The organism is Janthinobacterium sp. CG3 (genome assembly GCF_000344615.1).
Lineage (GTDB): Bacteria > Pseudomonadota > Gammaproteobacteria > Burkholderiales > Burkholderiaceae_D > Janthinobacterium.
The window spans coordinates 5,290,569-5,313,992 of the sequence record NZ_KB467824.1 but is presented as its reverse complement, the minus strand read 5'-3'; the positions used below and the strand labels follow the sequence as shown (position 1 = coordinate 5,313,992).

Here is a 23,424-nt window from a genome sequence, read left to right as displayed (position 1 = left end):
CCGGGAGACCAGATGGCCAAGTTCTTCATCGACCGCCCCGTCTTCGCCTGGGTCATCGCGCTGTTCATCCTACTCGGCGGCGCGCTCTCCATCACCAAGCTGCCGGTGGCGCAGTACCCGACCATCGCGCCGCCGTCCATCGTCGTCACGGCCGCCTATCCGGGCGCCACCGCGCAGGTGCTCGACGACGCCGTCACCAGCGTCATCGAGCAGGAGATGAACGGCGCCGACGGCTTGCAATACGTCGAGTCGCAAAGCGAGGCCAACGGCCAGGTGACGATCACCATCACCTTCCAGCCGAACGTCAACCCGGACCTGGCGGCGGTCGACGTGCAAAACCGCATCAAGCGCATCGAGGCGCGCCTGCCGCAGGCGGTGGCGCAGCAGGGCGTGCAGGTGAACAAGGCGCGCAGCAATATCCTGATGTTCGTCGGCCTGTCGTCCAGCGACGGCAAACTCGACCCGACCGCGCTGGGCGACTACATGGCGCGCAACGTCGTCAACGAGATCAAGCGCCTGCCCGGCGTCGGCCAGGCCCAGTTGTTCGGCACCGAGCGCGCCATGCGCGTGTGGATCGACCCGGCCAAGCTGGTCGGCCTGAAGCTGACGATGGCCGACGTCGCCGCGGCGATCCGCGCGCAGAACGCGCAGGTGACCTCGGGTACGCTGGGCGACCTGCCCAGCCCGTCCACGCAAACCTATTCGGCGCCGGTGGTGGTCAGCGGCCAGTTGTCCTCGCCCGAGGAGTTCGGCAAGGTGGTGTTGCGCGCCAACCCGGACGGCTCGACGGCGCGCCTGGCCGACGTCGCGCGCATCGAGCTGGGCGGGCAGAACTACGGCACCAGCGCGCGCCTGAACGGCCAGCCCTTCGCCGCCGTCGCGGTGCAGCTGTCGCTGACCGGCAACGCGCTGGCCACCGCCGACGCGGTCAAGGCCAAGATGGAGCAGTTGGCCAAATATTTCCCGCCCGGCGTCAAATACACCATCCCCTACGACACCTCGACCTTCGTGCGCATCTCCATCGAAGAGGTGGTCAAGACCCTGTTCGAGGCGGTGCTGCTGGTGTTCCTGGTGATGTACCTGTTCCTGCAAAACTTCCGCTACACGCTGATCCCGACCATCGTCGTGCCGGTGGCGCTGATGGGCACCTTCGCGGCGATGCAGATGTTCGGCTTCTCGATCAACGTGCTGACCATGTTCGGCATGGTGCTGGCGATCGGCATCCTGGTCGACGACGCCATCGTCGTCGTCGAAAACGTCGAACGCATCATGACCGAGGAGGGGCTGGGCCCGCGCGAGGCGACCCGCAAGGCGATGTCGCAGATCACCGGCGCCATCATCGGCATCACGCTGGTGCTGATCGCGGTGTTCATCCCGATGGCCTTCTTCGGCGGCGCGGTCGGCGCGATCTACCGCCAGTTCTCGCTGGCGATGGTGTCGGCGATGGTCTTCTCGGCGCTGATGGCGCTGACCCTGACGCCGGCGCTGTGCGCCACCATCCTGAAACCGGTGGCGCCCGGCCAGCACGCCAAAAAGGGCTTCTTCGGCTGGTTCAACCGCGGCTTCCAGCGCACCGCCACGGGCTACCAGGGCATGGTCGCGGGCGTCCTCACGCGCAGCGGGCGCTACCTGGCGATCTTCGCGCTGATCCTGGTCTGCGTGGCCTGGCTGTACCAGCGCCTGCCCTCGTCCTTCCTGCCCAACGAGGACCAGGGCTACCTGGTGACCAACGTGCAGCTGCCGGCCGGCGCCTCGACCAGCCGCACGCTGGCGGCGCTCGACCAGGTCGAAGCCTATTTCAAAAAGCAGCCGGGGGTGGCGCGCACCATCAGCGTGGCCGGCTTCAGCTTTTCCGGCAACGGCCAGAACGCCGGCCTGGTGTTCGTGCCGCTGAAGGACTGGGGCGAGCGCACGCCGGAGCAGTCGGCCACGGCCATCGCCGGGCGCGCGTTCGGCGCGCTGTCGGGCATCGCCGACGCCATCGTCTATCCGCTCAGCCCGCCGCCGATCCGCGAGCTGGGCAACGCCACCGGCATCACCGCGCGCCTGCAAGACCGCGCCGGCCTGGGCCACGAGGCGCTGCTGGCCGCGCGCAACGAACTGCTCGGCATGGCCGGCAAGAGCGCGGTTTTGCGCGGCCTGCGCCCGGAGGGGCTGGAGGACGCGCCGCTGCTGCGCCTGGAGGTCGACCGCGACAAGGCCAACGCGCTGGGCGTGTCCTTCGCCGACATCAACAGCATGCTGTCGAACGCGCTCGGCTCGTCCTACGTCAACGACTTCGCCAGCGGCGGGCGGCAGCAGCGCGTCGTCATCCAAGCCGACGCGCCGACCCGGCTGCAGCCGGAGGACATCCTGAAACTGCACGTGCGCAGCGGCGCCGGCAACATGGTGCCGTTCGCCTCCTTCGCGCGCACCCGCTGGAGCGTCGGCCCGGTGCAACTGGTGCGCTACAACGGCTACCCGGCCATCAAGCTGTCGGGCGACGCCTCGCCGGGGCGCAGCACCGGCGAGGCGATGGACGAGCTGGAGCGGCTGGCGGCGCAACTGCCGGCCGGCTTCGGCATCGAATGGACCGGCCAGTCGCTCGAAGAGAAGACCTCGGGCTCGCAGGCGCCGGCGCTGTTCGCGCTGTCGCTGCTGGCGGCCTTCCTGGTGCTGGCCGCGCTGTACGAGAGCGAATCGATACCGGTCGCGGTGCTGCTGGTGGTGCCGCTGGGTATACTCGGCGCGCTGCTCGGCGCCACCATCCGCGGCCTGCCCAACGACGTCTACTTCAAGGTTGGCCTGATCGCCATCATCGGCCTGTCGGCCAAAAACGCGATCCTGATCATCGAGTTCGCCAAGGACCTGCAGGCCCAGGGCATGGGCCTGGTCGAGGCGACGCTGGAGGCGGTGCACCTGCGCTTCCGCCCGATTATCATGACCTCGCTGGCCTTCATCCTCGGCGTGCTGCCGCTGGTAGTGGCCAGCGGCGCCGGTTCGGCCAGCCAGCGCGCCATCGGCACCGGCGTCATGGGCGGCATGATCACCGCCACCGTGCTGGCGGTGTTCCTGGTGCCGGTGTTTTTCGTCGTGATACGCAAAACGTTCAAAGGCAGCGAGCGCCAGCGCCGCCTCGCCGCCCACGAACTCGACAAGCTGGAGACGCCAGCGGAGAAAGCACATGATTAAGCGCGGCCCCGCCCTCCCCTCCCCGCGGCGCCTCGGCGCCATCGGCGCGCTGGCCCTGCTGGCCGGCTGCGCGCTGGCGCCGCCCTACCAGCGCCCGGACGCGCCGGTGGCGCCGGCCTACCCGGCGGCCGGCCCGGAGCTGGCCGGCGCCGGCGCCAGCGCCGCCGACATCGGCTGGCGCGGCTTCTTCAGCGACCCGCGCCTGCGGCAGTTGATCGCCGCGGCGCTGGAGCACAACCGCGACCTGCGCACGGCGGCGCTGCGCATCGAGGAGGCGCGCGCGCAATACGGCCTGGCCTCGGCCGAGCGCCTGCCCACGCTGAACGCGGCCCTGGGCGCCACGCGCGCGCGCGCGCCCGCCGCGCTCGGCCAGAACGGCCGGGCCGGCGTCGGCGAGCGCTTCGACGCCGGCCTGAGCATGCCCACGTTCGAACTCGACTACCTGGGCCGGGTGCGCAGCCTGGGCCAGGCCGCGCTGTCGCTGTACCTGGCCACGGAGGAGGCGCGCCAGGCCGCGCACCTCGCCGTGGTGGCGGAAACCGCGAAAGCCTACTTCACCGAACGCGCGCTGGCCGAACAGTACGCGCTGGCGGCGCAGACCCTGGCCGGGCGCGAGCGCACCTTCGAGCTGACCCGGCGCCGGCTCGAAGCCGGCGCCGCGTCGCGGCTCGACCTGCGCCAGAACGAAACGCTGTACCAGGGCGCGCGCGCGACGGCGCTGACGCTGGCGCGCCAGCGCGCGCAGGCGGAAAACGCGCTGACGCTGCTGGTCGGCCAGGCGCCCGCGGCGACGCCGACGACGGTCCCGGCTGGCGCCGCGCCGGACGACGCCGCGCTCGACGCCATGAACGCGCTGCCGGCCGGCCTGCCGTCCGAGCTGCTGGCGCGCCGGCCCGACATCCGTGCCGCCGAGCTGCGCCTGAAGGCGGCCAACGCCAACATCGGCGCCGCGCGCGCCGCCTTCTTCCCGCGCCTGAGCCTGACGGCGGCGCTGGGTAGCGCCAGCCCGGCCTTTTCCGGCCTGTTCGACAGCGGCTCGGGCAACTGGTCGTTCGCGCCGCAACTGCTGCTGCCGATCTTCGACGGCGGCCGCAACCGCGCCAACCTGAGCCTCGCCGACACGCGCAAGAACATCGCCGTGGCCGACTACGAAAAAACCATCCAGGTGGCGTTTCGCGAAGTGGCCGACGCGCTGGCCGCGCGCGCCTACCTGGGCGAGCAGGTGGCGGCGCAGCGCGCCGTGCGCGAAGCCCAGGGCGAACGCCTGGCGCTGCTGCAACTGCGCTTCGACAACGGCGTCGCCAGCGCCCTCGACGTGCTCGACGCCCAGCGCGAACTGTTCAGCGCCGAGCAGTCGCTGGTGCAGGCGCGGCTGCTGCGCACCACCACAGCGATCGACCTGTACCGGGCCCTCGGCGGCGGCGTGGAATAGGCGCCAATCCGCGGCCCGGGCCGGCGCGGCTGGCTAGAATGCCCTATCCGCCTTCCGAATCGCGCTTTCCCGGGACTAGTCGATGTCGCCACCCATTCGTATCCGCCTCGGCCAGCGCGCGCGCCAGTGCGAACCGCGCACCGAGCAGCAAGCCAGCTCGCTGGAGGAAACCGCCGCCTCGATGGAGCCTTCCAGACCAACATCCTGGCGCTGAACGCCGCCGTCGAAGCGGCGCGGGCCGGCGAACAGGGCCGCGGCTTCGCCGTCGTCGCCACCGAGGTGCGCAACCTGGCGCAGCGCTCGGCCGCCGCCCGGGCCGGCACGCCACAACCCCGGGGCCAGGTTTCGATATGGCGGTTTTTAAGGCAAGCAAACCGTTATGCTGAGACCTGGCCCCGCGGTTGCTTGCCTCGCTCGCGGTGGCTGGTCTGTGCCGAGCTTGTTTGACAGGCGACTCGCAGGCGCGGATACTGGACGCACGGCGCACCGCCTTCGTTCTCGTCCGCGCCGAAGGAGACGCCGCATGAGAATCCGGGCCGCGTTGGCGTTGCTGTGCGCCCTGCTCGCCGCCTGCGCGACGGCGCCGCCGGCGCCGCCCCCGCCGGGGCTGTTCGCCGACGCGCGGTTCCGCGCGCCGTCCGAAGCGATCGACGCCGCCGCCATCTTCGCCGTGAGCGAACCGATGCGGCAGTACCTGCGCCAGCATATCGTGCCCAGGACGCGCGGCAGGAATCCGCGCCAGGTGCTGTTCGACGCGCTCTACAGCAAAGGCCAGCTCAAGCTCGAATACGACGCCGCCCAGACCTTCGAGGCGCGCGCCGGCAACTGCCTGTCGCTGGTGCTGATGACGGCCGCCTTGGCCGGTGAAATGGGGCTGCGGGTGCAGTACCAGAGCGTGCTGGCCGACGAGAACTGGAGCCGCAACGGCGAACTGTATTTCGTCAGCGGCCACGTCAACCTGGTGCTGGGAACGGGCAAGCTCGATCAGTCAATCGGCTACGACACCGGCGCCAACATGACCATCGACTTCCTGCCGCCGCAACAGACGCGCGGCTACCGCACCGTCGCCATCGACGAGGCCACCGTGGCGGCGATGTACATGAACAACCGCGCCGCCGAGGCGCTGGCGCAGGAGCGCGTCGACGACGCCTACTGGTGGGCGGCGGCGGCGGTGCGCCGGCAACCCGGCTTCGGCGCCGCCTACAACACGCTGGGCGTGGCGTTCCGCCGCCACGGCGACCTGGAGCAGGCCAGGCGCGCCTTCGCGCTGGCGCTGGCGCGCGCGCCGGCCGACATCCGCGTGATGGACAACCTGGCGCAGACGCTGGCGGCGCTGGGCCGCGCCGACGAGGCGCAGGCGCTGCGGCGCCAGTTGGCGCAACTGCTGCCGCATCCGCCGTTCGCCTATTTCAACGAGGGGCGCACGGCGCTGCGCCGCGGCGACTTCGAGGGCGCGGCGGCCTTGTTCTTGAAGGAGCTGGAACGCGATCCCGATTACCACGAGTTCCATTTCTGGCTGGCGCAAGCCTACGCCGGCCTGGGCCAGGCCGAGCGCGCCGAACGGCAGCTCGACCTGGCGTTCGACGCCAGCACCACGCGCCGCGACCAGCAGCTCTACGCCGGCAAGCTGGCGCGCCTGCGCGCGCTGCGGCCGCACTGACGGCGCGCCGCCCCCCCTCAAGCGCCGAGGAACATTTGCTGCAGGTCGTTGAGGAAGCGCTGGCCCAGCTCGGTCGGACGGATGACCCGGTGGTCGCGGTACAGCAAGCCCTTGGCCTCGGCCTGGTTCATGGTCTGCTCGATGGCGTTGAGCGACAGGCCGGTGCGCTCGCTGAACAGCTGGGGCTGGAAGCCGCCGGTCAGGCGCAAGGTGTTGAGCATGAACTCGAAACCCATGTCGTCGCGGCCGATCTCGGCCTCGTCCTGCACCGGATTGCCGTTTTTCACCGCCTCCAGGTAGGCCTTCGGCTGCTTGTAGCGGGCCTGGCGCAGCACCCGGTGCGGGAACGAGATCTTCGAGTGGGCGCCGGCGCCGATGCCGAGGTAGTCGCCGAACTCCCAGTAGTTCAGGTTGTGGCGCGCGCGCCGGCCCGGCTGGGCGTAGGCCGACACCTCGTACTGGCCGAAGCCGGCCGCCTTGCTGATCTCGGCGATCATGTCCTGCATGTCGGCGCTGGCGTCGTCGTCCGGCACCACCGGCGGGTACTTGGCGAACAGCGTGTTCGGCTCCAGCGTCAGGTGGTACAGCGACAGGTGCGGCGGCGCGAACGACAGCGCCGTCTCCAGGTCCAGCCTGGCCTCGGCCAGCGTTTGCGACGGCAGCGCGTACATCAGGTCGAGGTTGAAATTGTCGAAGTTGGCCTGCGCGATCTCGACCGCGCGGCGCGCCTCGTGGTCGTCGTGGATCCGCCCCAGCGCCTGCAAATGGCGGCCGTTGAAGCTTTGGATGCCGATCGACAGGCGGTTGACGCCGCTGGCGCGGTAGGACTTGAACTTTTCAGCTTCGAAGGTGCCGGGGTTGGCCTCCATCGTCACCTCGACCGCGCCGTCCAGCGGCAGCAGCGTGCGCACGTCCGACATCAGCCGGTCCAGGCCGGCCGCCGACATCAGGCTGGGCGTGCCGCCGCCGATGAAGATGGTGTAGATCTTGCGGCCCCAGATCAGCGGCAGCGCCATCTCCAAGTCCAGCCGCAGCGCGTCCAGGTACTCCCGCTCGGGGAAGCCGCCGCGCACCTCGTGCGAATTGAAGTCGCAGTACGGGCACTTTTTGACGCACCACGGAAAATGGATGTACAGCGACAGCGGCGGCAGCGCCGCCAGGTTCAGCGCGCCCGGCTGCAGGTACTTCAGCGCGCCGGCGGCGGCGCTGGACGGACCGGGCTTGCTGGCGGCGCCGTGCAGTTTGATAGGAATCATCGCAGTTTCTCGATTAATTCGCGCAGCGCCTGGCCGCGGTGCGACAGCGCGTTTTTCGCGTCGGCCGTGAGTTCGGCGGCGCACTTGTCCAGCTCCGGCAGCCAGAAATGCGGGTCGTAGCCGAAGCCGCCGGCGCCGCGCGGCGCGGCGACGATCCGGCCGTGCCAGCGGCCGTCGGCGATCACCGGCTGCGGGTCGTCGGCGTGGCGCACGAACACCAGCACGCAGTAATAATACGCCGACTTGTCGGCGTGCGGCGCCAGGTCGGCGACCAGTTTGGCGCTGTTGCGGGCGTCCGACTTCGGCTCGCCGGCGTAGCGCGCCGAATACACGCCGGGGGCGCCGCCGAGCGCGTTGGCGCACACGCCGGAGTCGTCGGCCAGCGCCGGCAGGCCGGTCAGGCGCGCCGCGTGGCGCGCCTTGTGCAGCGCGTTTTCGACGAAGGTGGCGAAGGGCTCGTCGGCCTCCGGCACGTCGAATTCGCCCTGCGCGCGCGCGGCGAAGCCGACGGTGGCGAGCAGCTCGTTGAATTCCTTGAGTTTGCCGGCGTTGTTGGAAGCGAGGATCAGTTGTTGTGTCATGAAAATGTCGATGTAGGAGTGCAAACCGGGGACAGACCACGATTTCCAAGAAAGATTTTCCTGGAGCGTGGCCTGTCCCCTTGCTGTTTTTTATACGCCCAGGCCGAGCGCCTGTTTTTGCATGCGGATCAGGTCGGCGATGCCGCCCTGCGCCAGGTCCAGCAGCCGGTTCATGCCGGCGCGGTCGAAGGCGACGCCCTCGGCGGTGCCCTGCACTTCGATGAAGTGGCCGGCCTCGGTCATGACGACGTTCATGTCGGTGTCGCAGCCGGCATCCTCGACGTAGTCGAGGTCGAGCACCGGCATGCCCTGGTAGACGCCCACCGAGATCGCCGCGACGAAGCTTTTCAACGGCAGCGCGTCGATCGCGCCGCGCGCCACCAGTTGCGCGAAGGCGTCGTGCGCGGCCACCATGGCGCCGGTGATCGAGGCGGTGCGGGTGCCGCCGTCGGCCTGGATCACGTCGCAGTCCAGGTGCAGCGTGCGCTCGCCGAAGGCCTGCAGGTCGAAGGCGGCGCGCAGCGAGCGGCCGATCAGGCGCTGGATCTCCTGGGTCCGGCCGGACTGCTTGCCGCGCGCGGCCTCGCGGTCCATGCGCGTGTGCGTCGAGCGCGGCAGCATGCCGTATTCGGCCGTCAGCCAGCCCTGCCCCTTGCCGCGCAAAAAGCCCGGCACCTTGTCCTCGATGCTGGCGGTGCAAATGACCTTGGTGTCGCCGCATTCGATCAGCACCGACCCCTCGGCGTGCTTGGTGTAGTGGCGGCTCAGGCGGATGGCGCGCAGCGCATCGACGGCGCGGCCGCTGGGACGTGTTTCAAATGACATGGTTGGCTTCCTGGTTTGTTATTTAAGTACTTGGGATGATTTTTCTATGGCGCCGCGGATTTCGGCGATGGCGCGCTCGATCTCGTCGTCGTCGAAGGCGTCGGCCGCGGCCGGCGGCGCCGGCATGCCCTGGATGGTCGAGCCGACCAGGTCCTGCGGCAGCGCCTCGGTCGAGATCACGCTGGCGTCGCCGGCGGCGACGCTGTTGGCGCTGTCGACCACGCTACTACCCTGCCACATGATCGCCAGCGCGGTCGCGTTGTCGGCGTGGCGCCCGGCCAGCGCCAACGCCGCGCTGAGCATGTCGGGCACCGCGCGCACCACCGTTTGCGCGTGCATGCGTTCGGCCAGGTCCTGGTCCGGCAGCATCGCCCACAATCCATCCGAGCATAATAACATCTGGTCGCCCGGCAGCAGGCTGGCGCGGCCGGACAAGTCGATCTTCGGCAGCGCGGTCGCGCCCAGGCAGTTGTAGAGCTTGTTGCGGTCGGGGTGGGTGGCGCGCTCGGACGGCGCCGCCAGGCCCTTGGCGATCAGCGACTCGACGTGCGAGTGGTCGCGCGTGCGCGCCAGGATCTGCCCGCCGCGCATCCAATACAGGCGCGAGTCGCCGCAGTGGGCCCAGGTGGCCGAGTTGAACTGGATCAGGCAGGCCACCACGGTGGTGCGCGGCGCCTCGGCCAGGTTGTGGGCCAGGCGGTAGCGGTGGATTTCCTGGTGCGCCGCCAGCAGGCTCTCCTCGAGGAAGCGCTCGGGCCCCTTGACGTAGGGCGTGGCGTGCTGCTGGAAGCGCTGCGAGATCACTTGCAAGGTCAGTTGGGCGGCGATTTCGCCGTGCAGGTGGCCGCCCATGCCGTCGGCCAGCACCAACAGCAGCGCGTCGCGGGTGAAACTGTAGCCCATGCGGTCCTGGTTGACCTTGCGGCCGCCGAGATGGCTTTCCTGGTAGACGGAGAATTGCATACGTTGCCTCTTGAAAATGGGGTGCGTCAGGATTGCCGGGTGTTCGGCGCGGCGCCGCCGCCCGCCCCGGGCCGGCCCAGGCGCCCGGCCAGCGCGCGCAGGCGCGCCGACCAGCGCGCCAGCGCGCCGGCGGCCGGCCGCGCCGCCGGCGCCGCCAGCAGCACCTTCTGCAGCGCGAACAAGCTTTGCGGGCGCGCCAGCACCTCGCTCATCAGGCAGGCGCGCACCAGTTGCACCAGCTCGGCCGAATAGGCGCCGTCGAGGCGGGCGAAATGCTCGGCCATCTTGTCGTCGCCGCGGCGCTGGTCGGCCGGCTGCGGCGGCGAGCCGACCATGCAGGCGAACATCGCCGCGCCGATGCTGTAGACGTCCGACCACGGCCCCAGGCTGGCGCCCTTCTGGTACAGCTCGGGCGGGGCGAAGCCGGGCGTGTACATCGGCGTTAGCGCCGGCAGGTCGGCGTTGAAGCTTTGCCGCGCCGCGCCGAAGTCCAGCAGGATCGGCGTGCCGTCGGTGCGCAGGTAGATGTTGGCCGGCTTCAGGTCCAGGTGCAGCAGGTGGCTGGCGTGCACCTCGCGCAGGCCGTTCAGCACCTGGATGAAGATCTGCCGGATGAAGGCCTCGCCGAGCTTGCTGCCCTTGTTGCGCTGGCGCGCGATGTGCTCCTGCAGCGAATAGCCGGACTCGTAGGCCATGACCATGTAGACGGTGTCGTTGGCGCGGAAAAAATTCAGCACCCGCACCACGTTCGGGTGGGCGATGCGCGCCAGCGCCCGGCCCTCCTCGAAAAAGCACTTCAGGCCGATGCGGAACACCGGCAGGTGGGCCTTGGAAATGCTCGGCGCGAGCTGGCCCGGCTGGCGCAGCGCCAGCGCGCTCGGCAGGTACTCCTTGATCGCCACCGCGCCGCCCTCGGCGTCTTCGGCCAGATATACAATACTGAACCCGCCGGACGCAATTTTCTTTACAATGCGGTATCCAGCAATTTCCAGGCCATCCGGCAGCGCGGCGTTGTTTTGTGCAGCCATGGGTTTCCTTGCATTAACCTGCACGATTGTGTGTATAAAATACTGTATTGTAAAGATAAAACCGGGGACTCCATTGAGCATTTCAAGCATGACAGGTTACGCGGTCGCCACCAGCGAGAGCGCGGCGGGCACACTAACAATTGAAATCAAGAGTGTCAATTCGCGCTTTCTCGATTTGCAATTTCGCATCAACGACGATTTGCGCGCGCTCGAACCGGACCTGCGCACGGCCGTCATGGCCGCCGTCACCCGCGGCAAGGTCGAGGTGCGGCTGAGCTTTGGACGCAAGGCCGCCAGCCCCGGCACCCAGGCGCTGAACACCGCGCTGCTGGCCGAGCTGGCGCGCATGCAGGGCGAAATCGCCCAGCACTTCGCCTCGGCGCCGGTGATGTCGGTGGCCGAGCTGCTGCGCTGGCCCGGCGTGATCGAAGAGGCGCAAGTGGGCCAGGAGTCGCTGCAGGCCGACGTCGGCGCGCTCGGCAAGCGCACCGTGACGGCCTTCGTCGAGAGCCGCCGGCGCGAGGGCGCCGCGCTCGAGGCGGTGCTGGTGTCGCGCATCGACGCGATGGAGGCGATCGTCAAGCGCATCACGCCGCTGATGCCGCAGGTGGTCGCCGCCTTCCAGCAAAAAGCCATCGAACGCATGCAGGACGCGCTGGGCATGGCCTCGAATTCGGCCAACTCGCGCCAGGACGCGATGGAACGCATCCGCCAGGAAGTGATCCTGTACGGCATCCGCATCGACGTCGCCGAGGAGCTGGCGCGCCTGTCGGCGCACTTGGCCGAGACCCGCCACATCATGAAAAAAGGCGGCCAGGTCGGCAAACGGCTCGACTTCATGATGCAGGAACTGAACCGGGAAGCGAACACGCTGGGCGCCAAGGCCTCGGTCAAGGAGCTGGCCGACGCGTCGATGGACCTGAAGCTGCTGATCGAACAGATGCGCGAGCAGGTGCAGAATTTGGAGTAAGGTTGCAAGCGGCGGGGATCTTGCTGTTAGAAAAATGTCTGAGGACCGGACGGCATGGCATGCGCTGGCCGCGCCCGGATCGCCGCCTTGGGCGAACGCGACTAAAACATGCTCGGCCAACGCTTCCGGCTGGACGACACGGCCTTGCCCGACCCTCCCGATCAGGCCGTATCGCGCTATCATATGCAGCGATCGGAAAACATCAGGCGCCCGCCCGCCAAACGCGTCGGCGAGTGTGCCGACCGGTTCGGGGCGCCCCCCGCGGATGAATTAACCCGCGAGCTGCTCGAAGGCGACCACGTGGTCGACGCCGAGCACGATGCCGATGCGCTCGCCGATGGCGTGGTTGTGGTGGCTCGGCACCAGCGACAGCAGTTGCGCGCCGCTGGCCAGCTTGAGCGTGTAGAGGAACTCGGCGCCGCGGAAGGCCTTCGCCACCACCTCGGCGCGCAGCGCGCTGGCGTCGTCGTGCACCACGTCGTCGGGCCGCAGCAACACGCAGACCCGGCGCCCGGCCGGCGCCGCGCCCGCGCCCAGGCTGTGCGACGGCAACACCCCCAGTTCGATCTGGATGCGCCCGCCGGCCAGCACCGCGCCCGGCAGGAACACCCCCTGGCCGACGAAATCGGCGACGAAGCGGTTGTCCGGCCGGTGGTACACATTGTAGGGCGTGTCCCACTGCTGGATGCGGCCCTCGTGCATCACGCCGATTTCATCGGCCATCGCAAACGCCTCGTGCTGGTCGTGCGTCACCATGACCGCGGTGGCGCCCTCGGCGCGCAGGATGCCGCGCACCTCCAGCGCCAGGCGCTCGCGCAAATCCACGTCCAGGTTGGAAAACGGTTCGTCGAGCAGCAACAGGCGCGGCCGCGGCGCCAGCGCGCGCGCCAGCGCCACCCGTTGCTGCTGGCCGCCCGACAACTCGTGCGGGAACTGGCCGCCCAGGCCGGCCAGGCCTACCGTGGCCAGCAATTCGGCGACGCGGGCGGCGCGGGCGGCGGCGGCGCCGCCGTGCAGGCCGAAGCCGATGTTGGCGGCCACCGTCAAATGCGGGAACAGCGCATAGTCCTGGAACACCATGCCGATGCGGCGCCGCTCGGCGGCCAGGTGCAACCCGGCGCTGCTGACCAGTGCGCCGTTCAACGCGATGCGGCCGGCGCTGACGGCCTCGAAACCGGCGATGCAGCGCAGCACCGTGGTTTTTCCGCAACCAGACGGCCCCAGCAGACAGGCGATGCTGCCGGCCTGCAACTGGAACGACAGCTTGTCGAGCACCTGCCGGCGCCCGAAGGCGTAGGAAACCTGCTGCAGATCGAGTAAGGGCATGGGGCGGCGGGGAAAATGGCAATCGTCTATTATAATTCCCATTTTCAATGAGGAGTGCCGTGCCGACATCCGCGTCAAGCGTCATCCGCGCCGCGCCGCGCCGCCGCGGCCCGTCCCCGCTGGCCGGCTGCGCGCTGGCCGTCGCCGCGCTGCTGGCCGTGCCCATCCTCAGCGTGCTGGCCAACGTGCTGCGCGGCGGCGCCGGCGACACCTGGCGGCATCTGGCCTCGACGGTACTGGGCGGCTACATCGCCAACACGCTGATCCTGTGCGCCGGCGTCGCGCTGGGCGTCGTCGTGGTCGGCGTCGCCACCGCCTGGCTGGTCAGCATCCACGACTTCCCCGGCCGCGCCGTGTTCGAGTGGGCGCTGGTACTGCCGCTGGCCGTGCCGGCCTATGTCATGGCCTACACCTACACCGACGCCTTGCAGTTCGTCGGCCCGGTGCAGACCTGGCTGCGCGCGGCCGGCGGCTGGGAGGCCGGCGGCTACTGGTTCCCGGACGTGCGCAGCGCCGGCGGCGCGGTGCTGGTGTTCGTCTTCGTGCTCTACCCCTACGTGTATCTGCTGGCGCGCGCCGCCTTCCTCGAGCGCGCCAGCGGCATGCTGGAAGTGGGCCGCTCGCTCGGACTGGGGGCCTGGCAAAGCTTCTGGCGCATTTCGGTGCCGCTGGCGCGCACGGCCATCGCCACCGGCGCCGCGCTGGCGCTGATGGAAACCCTGGCCGACTACGGCGCCGTCTCCTACTTCGGCGTGCCCACCTTCACCACCGGCATCTACCGGGCCTGGTTCGCGCTCGGCGACCGGGTCGCCGCGGCGCAACTGGCGGCGGCCCTGCTCGGCTTCGTCGCGCTGCTGCTGCTGGCCGAGCGCCTCTCGCGCGGGCGCGCCCGCTTCCACAACACCACCGGGCGCAACCGGCCGCAGTCGAACCGGCGCCTGCGCGGCTGGCGCGCGCTGGCCGCCTTCGCCGCCTGCCTGCTGCCGCTGGCGCTGGGTTTCCTGCTGCCGGCGGGGATGTTGCTGGACATGGCGCTGCGCAGCGGCGACGCCGAGTTCGGCGAACGCTTCGTCGAGCTGGCGCGCAACAGCTTCCTGGTGGCGGCGCTGACGGCCGCCATCGCCGTCGCGCTGGCCGTGCTGATCGCCTACGCCGGGCGCGTGTCGCGGCACTGGCCGCTGCGCCTGGCCAGGCGCGCGGTCGGCCTGGGCTACGCGGTGCCCGGCTCGGTGATCGCCGTCGGCGTGCTGATCCCGGTGTCGCAGCTCGACAATTGGCTGTCGACGGCGCTGCTGGCCGTGAGCGGCCACAACCCCGGCTTGCTGCTGACCGGGGGCGTGGGCGCGCTGATCTACGCCTACCTGGTACGCTTCCTGGCGGTGTCGCTGCGCACCGTCGACACCAGCCTGGCGAAAATCACCGGCAACATGGACGACGCCGCGCGCTCGCTCGGACTCGGGCCGATGGCGACGCTGCGGCGCGTGCATCTGCCGCTGCTGGGCGGCGGCATGCTGACGGCGGCGCTGCTGGTGTTTGTCGACGTGATGAAGGAGTTGCCGGCCACCCTGGTGATGCGGCCTTTCAATTTCGATACGCTGGCCACGCAAACCTACACGCTGGCGTCGGACGAGCGGCTGGCCGAGGCGTCGACGGCGGCGCTGGCCATCGTCGCCGTCGGCGTGCTGCCGCTGATCGTGCTGTCGTGGCAGATACGCCGCGGCAGGCAGCCCCGCTAGTTGGCCGGGAACGGTGAAAAAACCATTCGCCGAACGCCGGGGTCGGACCCCGGAGGTCCGCCCCCCCGGGTTGCGCCCTTGCTATTAGCGAAGGCGCCGACGCCCCACAATGTGGTGCGACCGGCCCGGGACAGCGCGCACAGCGCGGCGAGGCTGGCGCCTTGCGCGCATGGGCAACGCGGTACCGGGCCGTTACCGCCCCGTTTTATTGCCAACCGGCGCGGTCGTAGATCTTCTGTACGGCCGCCTGGTGTTTCGCCAGTTTGCCGACGTGCAAGGTGTCGGCCTTGAACGGGCCCAGGGCGTCCAGCGCCGGGTTGCCGACCTTGACGTTTTGCACCACCGGCCATTCGTTGTTGCCGTCGGCGAAATAAACCTGGGCCTGGTCCGAGGCCAGGTATTCCAGGAATTTGACGGCGTTGGCCTTGTTCGGCGCCAACTTGAGCACGCCGGCGCCGGAAATGTTCAGGTGGGTCCCGCTGCCGGCCTGGTTCGGCCACACCACGGTGACCGCCTCCATCACCTTGCGGTCTTCCGCCTTGTCGGAGCGCATCAGGCGCGCCACGTAGTAGGAGTTGGCCAGCGCGACGCCGCACTCGCCGGCCGCGACCGACTTGATCTGGTCGGTATCGCCGCCCTTCGGCGAGCGGGCGAAATTGGCGACCAGCCCCTTGGCCCAGTCGTGGGTCTTTTGCTCGCCGTGGTGCTCCAGCAGCGCCGCGCCCAGCGACAGGTTGTACGGGTGCGAGCCGGAGCGCACGCAGAGCTTGCCCTTGAGCTTGGCGTCGGCCAGGCTTTCATAGCTCTGCACGTCGGCGCCGTTGACCGACTTCTTGTTGTAGACGATGACGCGCGCGCGGGTTGAAAAGGCGTACCAGTCGGGACTGCGCAGGTGCGCGGGAATGCGCGCGTTCAACAGCGGCGAGTCGATTCGCTGGAACAGGTTGAGCTCGTCGGCCTTGGCCAGGCGCGCCGCGTCGACCGTCAGCAACACGTCGGCCGGGCTGTTGGCGCCCTCGTTCTTGATGCGCTCGAGCAGCTCGTTCTCGCCCGCCTCGATGCGGTTGATCTTGATGCCGGTCTGCTTGGTGAAATTGGCGTACAGCGCCTGGTCGGTCTGGTAATGGCGCGCCGAGTACAGGTTCAACTCCTGGGCGCCGGCGGCGCCGGCGGCGGAAAGGCAAACAGCGGCCAGCGTGGCAAGTTTAAACGGCGTCATGGGCGTGCCCTACAAAGGTGGATGGGATGCCGATGCTAACAAAATGCGCGGATACTTGCAAACAAGTCTCATTTGCTTCCGCCGCACGCGTGATACGGGTGCGCTCGGGCGCCGCGTCGCCGGCGTCGGTTTGTGGCCGATCCGGCGGCGCTTTGATTCCGCCCCTCGCCGGACGGCGTTGCTCTTGGTAAAATACGCCTTTGGGCGACGCGTGCGCGCGGCCCGCCCCAGCCAACATCGTCCGAGGAAGATCAGCATGAGCCAATCCACCGCCCTATCCGGCAGCCTGTTCATGGTCGTCGCGCCGTCCGGCGCCGGCAAATCGACGCTGGTCAACGCCTTGCTCCAGCAAGAGCCGACCATCCAGCTGTCGATCTCGACCACCACCCGCGCGCCCCGCCCGGGCGAGGAGCACGGCCGCGAGTATTACTTCACCAGCGCCGAGGATTTCGTCGCGCGCGCCGGCGCCGGCGAGTTCCTCGAATGGGCCGAAGTGCACGGCAACTACTACGGCACCTCGCGCATCCTGGTCGAAAAAGAGATGGCGGCCGGCACCGACATCCTGCTGGAAATCGACTGGCAGGGCGCGCGCCAGGTGCGCAAACAGTTCCCGCGCACCGCCGGCATCTTCATTTTGCCGCCGTCGATCGACGCGCTGGAAGAGCGCTTGAACAAGCGCGGCCAGGACAGCCAGCACGTCATCGCGCGGCGCCTGCTGGCGGCCGGCGGCGAAATCGCCCACGCTCCGGAGTTCGAATATGTTATTATCAATGAAGAGTTTACGGTCGCCTTGTCGGAATTGACGGCGATCGTGAGAGCAACCCGTTGCCGGTTTGCGCAACAAGCGGCGCGCAACGCATCGCTCTTCGCCCAGTTGGGCATCCACGCGGAATAGCATTAGCACCGCAACAGCACCGCCACCAGTCGCATTATTAGGAGTTAAGATGGCCCGTATCACAATTGAAGATTGCCTCAAGAATATCCCGAACCGCTTTCAACTGACGCTGGCCGCGACCTATCGCGCCCGTCAATTGCTGCAAGGCCACACCCCGAAGGTTGACGCGAAAGACAAGCCAACCGTGGTCGCCCTGCGCGAAATCGCGGCCGGCAAGGTTGGCATCGAAATGCTGAAGAAGGTCCCGATGTAATTGGGGACCGGCGTACCCGCACCGTGCTGACTCAGGTTTTCCAGTACCCTTTTCTTCACCCTGCGACGGAACGCACAGCTTTATGACCCCGACTCCAGCCGACACGACTTCAGCGGGACCGTCCGCCCTGGCCCCGCGCCCGGCGGCGAAAGTGCCGGGCGCCAACGCGTCCGGCATTGCCACGTCCGCGCCGTCGGCGCCGCCGGTGCTGCCGGCCGGGGTCGCCTCTATCAGCCACCTGGCCGAAAAGCTCGGCGAATACCTCAGCCCGGCCGAGCTGAAGAAGGTCAAGGAGGCCTACCGTTTCTCCGACGAGATGCACCTGGGCCAGGTGCGCCGCTCGGGCGAACCGTATATTTCCCACCCGATCGCGGTGGCGGAAATCTGCGCCGACTGGAAGCTCGACGCCCAGGCCATCATGGCGGCGCTGCTGCACGACGTGATGGAGGACCAGGACGTCAAGAAGGACGAGCTGGTCGAGCGCTTCGGCGCCCCGGTCGCCAGCCTCGTCGACGGCCTGTCGAAGCTGGAAAAGATCGAGTTCCAGAGCCAGATCGAAGCCCAGGCGGAAAATTTCCGCAAGATGCTGCTGGCCATGGCCAGCGACGTGCGGGTGATCCTGATCAAGCTGGCCGACCGCCTGCACAATATGCGCACCCTCGAGGTGATGGCGCCGGCCAAGAAGCGCCGCATCGCCAGCGAGACGATGGAAGTGTACGTGCCGATCGCCCACCGCCTCGGCCTCAACAACATCTACCGCGAGCTGCAGGACCTGTCGTTCTCGCACCTGTACCCGCTGCGCTACCGCACGCTGGCCAAGGCGGTCAAGGCGGCGCGCGGCAACCGCCGCGAAGTGGTCAAGAAAATCCTCGAATCGGTCAAGAACACGCTGTCGATGGCCGAGATCGAAGCCGAGGTGTACGGCCGCGAAAAGACCCTGTACGGCATCTACAAGAAAATGCGCAGCAAGCGCCTGTCGTTTTCCCAGGTGCTCGACGTGTACGGCTTTCGCGTCGTCGTCGACAGCTTCCCGAACTGCTATGTTGCGCTGGGCACGCTGCACAGCCTGTACAAGCCGATGCCGGGCAAGTTCAAGGACTACATCGCGATCCGCAAGCTCAACGGCTACCAGTCGCTGCACACCACGCTGATCGGCCCGTATGGCACGCCGGTCGAATTCCAGATCCGCACCCAGGAAATGCACCGCACCGCCGAGTCCGGCGTGGCGGCGCACTGGTTGTACAAGAACGGCGACTCGAACCTGTCGGACCTGCAGCAGCGCACCCACGCCTGGCTGCAGTCGCTGCTCGACATCCAGCAGCAGACCGGCGACTCGGCCGAGTTCCTGGAACACGTCAAGGTCGACCTGTTCCCCGACTCGGTCTACGTGTTCACGCCGAAGTCGAAGATCATCGCGCTGCCGCGCGGCGCCACGGCGGTCGACTTCGCCTATTCGATCCATACCGGCATCGGCGACCATACGGTGTCGGTGAAGATCAACAACGAAACGGCGCCGCTGCGCACCGAACTGCGCAACGGCGACATCGTCGAGATCGTCACCGACGCGTCGTCGCGGCCCAGCCCGACCTGGCTGTCGTTCGTGCGCACCGGCAAGGCCCGCTCGGCCATCCGCCACCACCTGCGCACCATCAACCTGCCCGAATCGATCGTGCTGGGGCAACAGTTGCTGGCCCAGGCGCTGCTCAACCTGAGCATCCATCCGGAGCTGCCGGCGCTGCTGGTCGAGCGCCTGCTCAATGAATCGAGCGCCAAATCGCTCGACGAGCTGCACGCCGACATCGGCATCGGCAAGCGCATGGCGGCGCTGGTGGCGCGCCACCTGTTCGGCCTGATGGGCGGCGAATCGGCCAGCGCGCCGATCGACCACAACAGCGCGGCCGAACTCGACCCGGTGACCATTTGCGGCAGCGAGGGCGTGTCGGTGCAACTGGCGCCGTGTTGCCTGCCGATCCCGGGCGACCAGATCATCGGCCAGTTGCGGCGCGACCAGGGCTTGCTGGTGCACACCAGCGACTGCAGCCTGGCCAAGCGCCAGCGCGTCAAGGAGCCGGACCGCTGGATCGCCGTGCGCTGGGGCCTGGAACTGAACCGCCGCTTCGACTGCCGCATCAAGCTGCTGATCAACAACGAAAAAGGCATTTTGGCGCGCGTGGCGGCCGAAATCGGCGAATCCGACGCCAACATCACCTACGTCGGCATGGACGAGGACAAGGAACACGTGCTGCACCAGTTGCGCTTCACGGTGCAAGTCAAGGACCGCGTGCACCTGGCGGGACTGCTGCGCAACGTGCGCCGCGTCAGCGGCGTCAACCGCATCCTGCGCGAACGCAGCTAGCGCCACACCGGGGACAGACCACGATTTCCGGGAAATACTTTCCCGGAAATCGTGGTCTGTCCCCTTACTTTGTTTTTGGCGGCCGCCCTGGCGTATCCGGCACCACCCTTCTGCCCAGCGCCGCGGCGGCCTGTTCGGTGAATGCCAGGTCGCCGAGCGCGAAGTTGCCGTTTGTCGCCTTGCGCAAGGCATTGACGCGCTCCGGCGCCAGCGCATCATCAAACAGTGAACGATAGACCCGCTGCCTTTCGCCGGCATCCTCAGCCATGCCGCTATACAGGGGATGGGGACGCAAAATCGGGTCGGCGCATCCTTCGGCGTTGCCGCGATAGCTGGACCATTGGTACTGGGCCGGTTCCTGCACCATACCCGCGCGCACGGGATTGAGTTCAATATAGCGCTGGCATATCAATAGATACATTTCCTGCTGTATCAGGCAGGAGCGGAAACGCCCTTCCCACAGCGTTCCGCTGCGTCCGTAGCGGCGGTTGACGTACTGCACATATTGCTGACCCAGGGCCTTCATCAGCGCACCAGGCGATCCCGCCTCGTCTACGGAAATCAACAAATGCACGTGATTACTCATCAATACATAGGCATGTACGCGACAACCGTTCGCGTCGGCGTGTTCGGCCAGCCACGCCAGATAGACGCGGTAATCGGCATCGGCAAAAAAACACGCTTGCCTGTTATTTCCACGTTGAATCAGATGCAAGGGAACGTTTGGCAAAACGAGGCGGGCGCGGCGCGGCATGGCAGTCCTCCAACTTGAACACATTTCCAAGTTAACAGAGGTCCACGCCCCTCACCTGATAAGGCGCAACGAGCGCGCCATTAAAACCGGGGACAGACCACGATTTCCGGGAAAGTATTTCCCGGAAATCGTGGTCTGTCCCCGGTTTGTGCGCTCAGTCGGGCGCGGGCGCGGGGTAGCGCACCGCCAGCAATTCGAGTTCTTCGGCGCCGTGCGGCGTGGTCAACGTTACCAGGTCGCCCTCGCGCGCCTTGGTGATGGCCCGCGCCACCGGCGAGACCCAGCTGATTTTGCCGTTCAGCGGGTCCAGTTCGTCGATGCCGACAATCGTGATGGTGTGCGTCTCGCCGGCGCCGTTGCGGTAGGTGACGGTGGCGCCGAAGAAGGCCTGGTCGCCGCCGTGGTGCACGCTGGGGTCGACGATGGCCGCCAGGTCCATGCGCTTGGTCAGGAAGCGGATGCGCCGGTCGATCTCGCGCAGGCGCCGCTTGCCGTAGATGTAGTCGCCGTTTTCCGAGCGGTCGCCGTTCGACGCCGCCCAATGCACGATCTTCACCACTTCGGGCCGGTCGACGTCGATCAGGTGCAGCAGTTCGTCCTTGATGCGCTGGTAGCCGGCCGGCGTGATGTAATTCTTCGCGCCAAGCGGGATCGCCAGCGCCAGCGCGGCGGCTTCGTCGTCATCGTCGTGGTCCGACTCTTTTACAAATGCTTTGTTCATGCCGACCATTGTAGCGGCACTGGCGCCGCGCGCGCGCACGCGTTTGCGGCAACATGGCGACTTTTTCACGTATCATCCGAGAAACACGCAACGCCGCGTGGCACCTAACCCGAAGACCGATGAAACGATTTTACACATGGCGCCGCTGGCTGTTCGCGCCGCTGGTTTACCTGGCCGCGCTCTGCCTGCTATTCGAGGAGTGCTTGTGGGACGTCGGCGCGCGCCTGATGCGCTGGGTCGCCCAGTTCCCGCCGCTGCGCGCGCTTGAAAGCGGCATCGCCCGCCTGCCGCCCTACTGGGCGCTGACGGTGTTCGCGCTGCCGGCGGTGCTGCTGTTCCCGGTCAAGCTGCTGGCGCTGCTGGCGATCGCCCGCGGCCATCCGTTCTCGGGCGTGTGCGTGATCGTCGTCGCCAAGCTGGCCGGCGCGGCCGCCGTGGCGCGCCTGTACAGCCTGACCCGGCCGGCGCTGCTGTCGCTGCCCTGGTTCGCGCGCTGGCACGGCAAGTTCATCGCCGTCAAGAACGACTGGATCGGCCGCCTGCGCGCCACCCGCGCCTGGCGCCGGGTCGACGGCCTGGCCGCCCTGCTGGGCGCGGCGCGGCGCAACTGGTGGGCCGCCCGCCGCGCCCGCGCCGGCCGCCTGAGCGCCCGGCCGGCGCGCGTGCTGCGCCGCTTCGCCGCCTTCTGGCGCGCCCGCCGCCGCCCTTAACCGTTGACTTCCCCCCTTCCCATGAGCAAACCGAAGCGCCCCAGCGCCGCCGCCCCGCACGACACGCCCTGCCTGGCCGCCGTGATGCAGGGCTCGCCGTCCGAGATTTACCTGATCGACGCGGCCACGCTGCAGTTCGTCGACGTCAACGCCGCCGCCCGCGCCAACTTGCAATACGACGCGGCCGCGCTGGCGGCGATGACGCCGTTCACGCTGGCGCCGCAACTGACGCGGGTCCAGTTCGGCGCGCTGCTGGCCGGCCTCGGCCACGCCATCGGCGCCCAGGTCAACCTGCACACCGAGCACCGCCGCCGCGACGGCACGCTGTATCCGCTGACACTGCGCCTGCTGCGCGCCGACCGCGACGGCCAGGCCCTGTTGATCGCCATCGGCGAGGACATGAGCGCGCCGCGGGCCAGCGCCGCCGCGCTCGAACAGGTGCAGTCGCATTTCAACGCCATCGTCTCGAACACGCCCGGCCTGGTCTACCAGTTCCGCCTGGGCGCCGACGGCGCCGTCGCCTTCCCCTACCTCAGCGACGGCTGCCAGGCGCTGCTGGGCCTGACCGCGGCCGAGCTGCAGCGGCGCCCCGAGTTGTTCCTCGAACTGATCCTGGTCGACGACCGCAAGTCCTACCTCGATTCGATGCAAGCGTCGCGCGCCTCGCTGTGGAGCTGGAACTGGGAGGGCCGCATCTGGGTCGACGCCTGGAAGGACGTGAAATGGATCAACCTGCGCTCGAGTCCGCGCGCCGGCGCCGACGCCGTGCAGTGGGAGGGCATCATGACCAACATCACCGAGAGCCGCCTGGAACAGCTCGAGGTGCAGCGCTCGCGCGCCCGCCTGGCCGAGCTGAGCGCCCACGCCGACCGCGTCAAGGAGCAGGAGCGCACGCGCATCGCGCGCGAGATCCACGACGACCTGGGCGGCAACCTGACGGCCATCAAGATGGCGCTGGCGATGCTGGCCAAGCGCCTGCCCGGCGACCCCGACCTGGCGGCCAAGGCGGCCTACCTCGACCAGCTGGTCGACCGCAGCATCGACGCGGTGCACCGCATATCGCTCGACCTGCGCCCGTCGATGCTGGACCTGGGCATCGTCGCCGCGCTCGAATGGCAAAGCAAGGAGTTCGAAACCCAGGCCGGGCTGCCCTGCCATTTCGCCTCGAACCAGAAGGAGATCGAACTCGACCTCGACCAGGCCACCGCCTTGTTCCGCATCTTCCAGGAGGCGCTGACCAACATCGCCAAGCACGCCAACGCCAGCCGCGTGACGGTGCGCCTGGCGCGGCTGCGCCACCACATCAGCCTGAAAATTACCGACAATGGCGGCGGCATCTGGCAGGCCGACCGCGCCAAGCCGAAATCGTTCGGCATCCGCGGCATGGCCGAACGCGCCAACGCGCTGGGCGGCACGCTGACGCTGAGCCACGCGGCCGGCGGCGGCACCGTCGTCGCCATCAAAATCAAGCTGGCCACGCCAAGGGCGACGATAATAGCGGCTGCCGCCGCCGCGCCGGCCAGCGGCAACAGCGCGCCGCCGGTTTAACCGTAATAGTATCAATACGA

20 protein-coding genes and 1 pseudogene are annotated in these 23,424 nt (G+C 68.3%); 12 read left to right on the top strand and 9 right to left on the bottom strand.

Annotation, left to right across the window (positions count from 1 at the left end):
* The first annotated feature begins 12 nt into the window (after positions 1 to 12).
* The 5 genes and pseudogenes from JANGC3_RS0123640 (at position 13) to JANGC3_RS0123625 (ending at position 6,263) form a co-directional block, all read left to right on the top strand.
* Entirely contained in the window at positions 13 to 3,171 is a 3,159-nt protein-coding gene (locus tag JANGC3_RS0123640) for an efflux RND transporter permease subunit (protein WP_017878964.1), read from the top strand.
* Entirely contained in the window at positions 3,164 to 4,603 is a 1,440-nt protein-coding gene (locus tag JANGC3_RS0123635; RefSeq protein WP_017878963.1) for an efflux transporter outer membrane subunit, read from the top strand. Before JANGC3_RS0123640 ends, JANGC3_RS0123635 begins: the two co-directional genes overlap by 8 nt.
* Before the next feature lie 82 nt (positions 4,604 to 4,685).
* Positions 4,686 to 4,817 carry a hypothetical protein gene (locus JANGC3_RS34180; RefSeq protein WP_269746277.1) on the top strand — a complete coding sequence of 44 codons (132 nt, stop codon included), beginning with the start codon at positions 4,686 to 4,688 and terminating at the stop codon, positions 4,815 to 4,817.
* Positions 4,784 to 4,915 (top strand): annotated as a pseudogene (locus tag JANGC3_RS31875) (methyl-accepting chemotaxis protein); the annotation flags it as partial. The gene JANGC3_RS34180 and the pseudogene JANGC3_RS31875, both read left to right, overlap by 34 nt.
* 211 nt (positions 4,916 to 5,126) lie before the next feature.
* Entirely contained in the window at positions 5,127 to 6,263 is a 1,137-nt protein-coding gene (locus tag JANGC3_RS0123625) for a tetratricopeptide repeat protein (RefSeq protein ID WP_232429762.1), read from the top strand.
* Positions 6,264 to 6,280: 17 nt separating this feature from the next.
* On the opposite strand, the gene hemW is transcribed toward JANGC3_RS0123625, so the two are convergent.
* From hemW to JANGC3_RS0123600, 5 genes are all read right to left on the bottom strand, one after another.
* On the bottom strand, positions 6,281 to 7,519 hold the full coding sequence (hemW, locus tag JANGC3_RS0123620; protein ID WP_017878960.1) for a radical SAM family heme chaperone HemW: 1,239 nt from the start codon (positions 7,517 to 7,519) through the stop codon (positions 6,281 to 6,283).
* A complete protein-coding gene (gene rdgB, locus JANGC3_RS0123615) occupies positions 7,516 to 8,100 on the bottom strand; it encodes an RdgB/HAM1 family non-canonical purine NTP pyrophosphatase (RefSeq protein WP_026133421.1) in 585 nt (194 codons plus the stop codon). The genes hemW and rdgB overlap by 4 nt, the downstream gene beginning before the upstream one ends.
* A 90-nt stretch (positions 8,101 to 8,190) precedes the next feature.
* On the bottom strand, positions 8,191 to 8,925 hold the full coding sequence (gene rph, locus JANGC3_RS0123610) for a ribonuclease PH (RefSeq protein ID WP_017878958.1): 735 nt from the start codon (positions 8,923 to 8,925) through the stop codon (positions 8,191 to 8,193).
* Between the two features lie 18 nt (positions 8,926 to 8,943).
* On the bottom strand, positions 8,944 to 9,888 hold the full coding sequence (locus tag JANGC3_RS0123605) for a PP2C family protein-serine/threonine phosphatase (protein WP_017878957.1): 945 nt from the start codon (positions 9,886 to 9,888) through the stop codon (positions 8,944 to 8,946).
* A gap of 26 nt (positions 9,889 to 9,914) precedes the next feature.
* A complete protein-coding gene (locus JANGC3_RS0123600; RefSeq protein ID WP_017878956.1) occupies positions 9,915 to 10,916 on the bottom strand; it encodes a serine/threonine protein kinase in 1,002 nt (333 codons plus the stop codon).
* Positions 10,917 to 11,004: 88 nt separating this feature from the next.
* Between JANGC3_RS0123600 and JANGC3_RS0123595 the strand changes: the two genes are divergently transcribed.
* The gene (locus JANGC3_RS0123595) at positions 11,005 to 11,886 is read left to right on the top strand and encodes a YicC/YloC family endoribonuclease (protein WP_017878955.1); all 882 of its coding nucleotides are present in this window, start codon (positions 11,005 to 11,007) and stop codon (positions 11,884 to 11,886) included.
* A 270-nt stretch (positions 11,887 to 12,156) separates the two neighbouring features.
* Here the strand turns inward: JANGC3_RS0123595 and JANGC3_RS0123590 are convergent, their stop codons facing one another.
* Positions 12,157 to 13,212, bottom strand: a complete 1,056-nt coding sequence (locus tag JANGC3_RS0123590; RefSeq protein ID WP_017878954.1) for an ABC transporter ATP-binding protein — start codon at positions 13,210 to 13,212, stop codon at positions 12,157 to 12,159.
* Between the two features lie 59 nt (positions 13,213 to 13,271).
* Between JANGC3_RS0123590 and JANGC3_RS0123585 the strand changes: the two genes are divergently transcribed.
* Positions 13,272 to 14,948 carry an ABC transporter permease gene (locus tag JANGC3_RS0123585; protein ID WP_017878953.1) on the top strand — a complete coding sequence of 559 codons (1,677 nt, stop codon included), beginning with the start codon at positions 13,272 to 13,274 and terminating at the stop codon, positions 14,946 to 14,948.
* A 205-nt stretch (positions 14,949 to 15,153) separates the two neighbouring features.
* Here JANGC3_RS0123585 and JANGC3_RS0123580 read toward each other — a convergent pair whose 3' ends face one another.
* Positions 15,154 to 16,167, bottom strand: a complete 1,014-nt coding sequence (locus JANGC3_RS0123580; protein WP_017878952.1) for a Fe(3+) ABC transporter substrate-binding protein — start codon at positions 16,165 to 16,167, stop codon at positions 15,154 to 15,156.
* Positions 16,168 to 16,423: 256 nt separating this feature from the next.
* On the opposite strand from JANGC3_RS0123580, the gene gmk reads away from it, so the two are divergent.
* The 3 genes from gmk to JANGC3_RS0123565 all read left to right on the top strand — a co-directional run bounded on the left by gmk (position 16,424) and on the right by JANGC3_RS0123565 (position 19,671).
* On the top strand, positions 16,424 to 17,062 hold the full coding sequence (gene gmk / locus JANGC3_RS0123575) for a guanylate kinase (RefSeq protein WP_017878951.1): 639 nt from the start codon (positions 16,424 to 16,426) through the stop codon (positions 17,060 to 17,062).
* Positions 17,063 to 17,111: 49 nt separating this feature from the next.
* Positions 17,112 to 17,315, top strand: a complete 204-nt coding sequence (gene rpoZ, locus JANGC3_RS0123570) for a DNA-directed RNA polymerase subunit omega (RefSeq protein WP_017878950.1) — start codon at positions 17,112 to 17,114, stop codon at positions 17,313 to 17,315.
* Positions 17,316 to 17,397: 82 nt separating this feature from the next.
* Complete coding sequence (locus JANGC3_RS0123565; protein ID WP_026133420.1) at positions 17,398 to 19,671, top strand: RelA/SpoT family protein; 2,274 nt, start codon at positions 17,398 to 17,400, stop codon at positions 19,669 to 19,671.
* 64 nt (positions 19,672 to 19,735) lie between these two features.
* On the opposite strand, the gene JANGC3_RS0123560 is transcribed toward JANGC3_RS0123565, so the two are convergent.
* A complete protein-coding gene (locus JANGC3_RS0123560) occupies positions 19,736 to 20,425 on the bottom strand; it encodes a transposase (RefSeq protein WP_026133419.1) in 690 nt (229 codons plus the stop codon).
* A gap of 154 nt (positions 20,426 to 20,579) precedes the next feature.
* Positions 20,580 to 21,146: a transcription elongation factor GreB gene (gene greB / locus JANGC3_RS0123555; protein ID WP_017878947.1), complete on the bottom strand. Its 567-nt coding sequence runs from the start codon at positions 21,144 to 21,146 to the stop codon at positions 20,580 to 20,582.
* A 119-nt stretch (positions 21,147 to 21,265) separates the two neighbouring features.
* On the opposite strand from greB, the gene JANGC3_RS0123550 reads away from it, so the two are divergent.
* Positions 21,266 to 21,856: a hypothetical protein gene (locus JANGC3_RS0123550; RefSeq protein ID WP_017878946.1), complete on the top strand. Its 591-nt coding sequence runs from the start codon at positions 21,266 to 21,268 to the stop codon at positions 21,854 to 21,856.
* A 21-nt stretch (positions 21,857 to 21,877) separates the two neighbouring features.
* The gene (locus tag JANGC3_RS0123545; RefSeq protein ID WP_017878945.1) at positions 21,878 to 23,404 is read left to right on the top strand and encodes a PAS domain-containing sensor histidine kinase; all 1,527 of its coding nucleotides are present in this window, start codon (positions 21,878 to 21,880) and stop codon (positions 23,402 to 23,404) included.
* Positions 23,405 to 23,424: the final 20 nt, after the last annotated feature.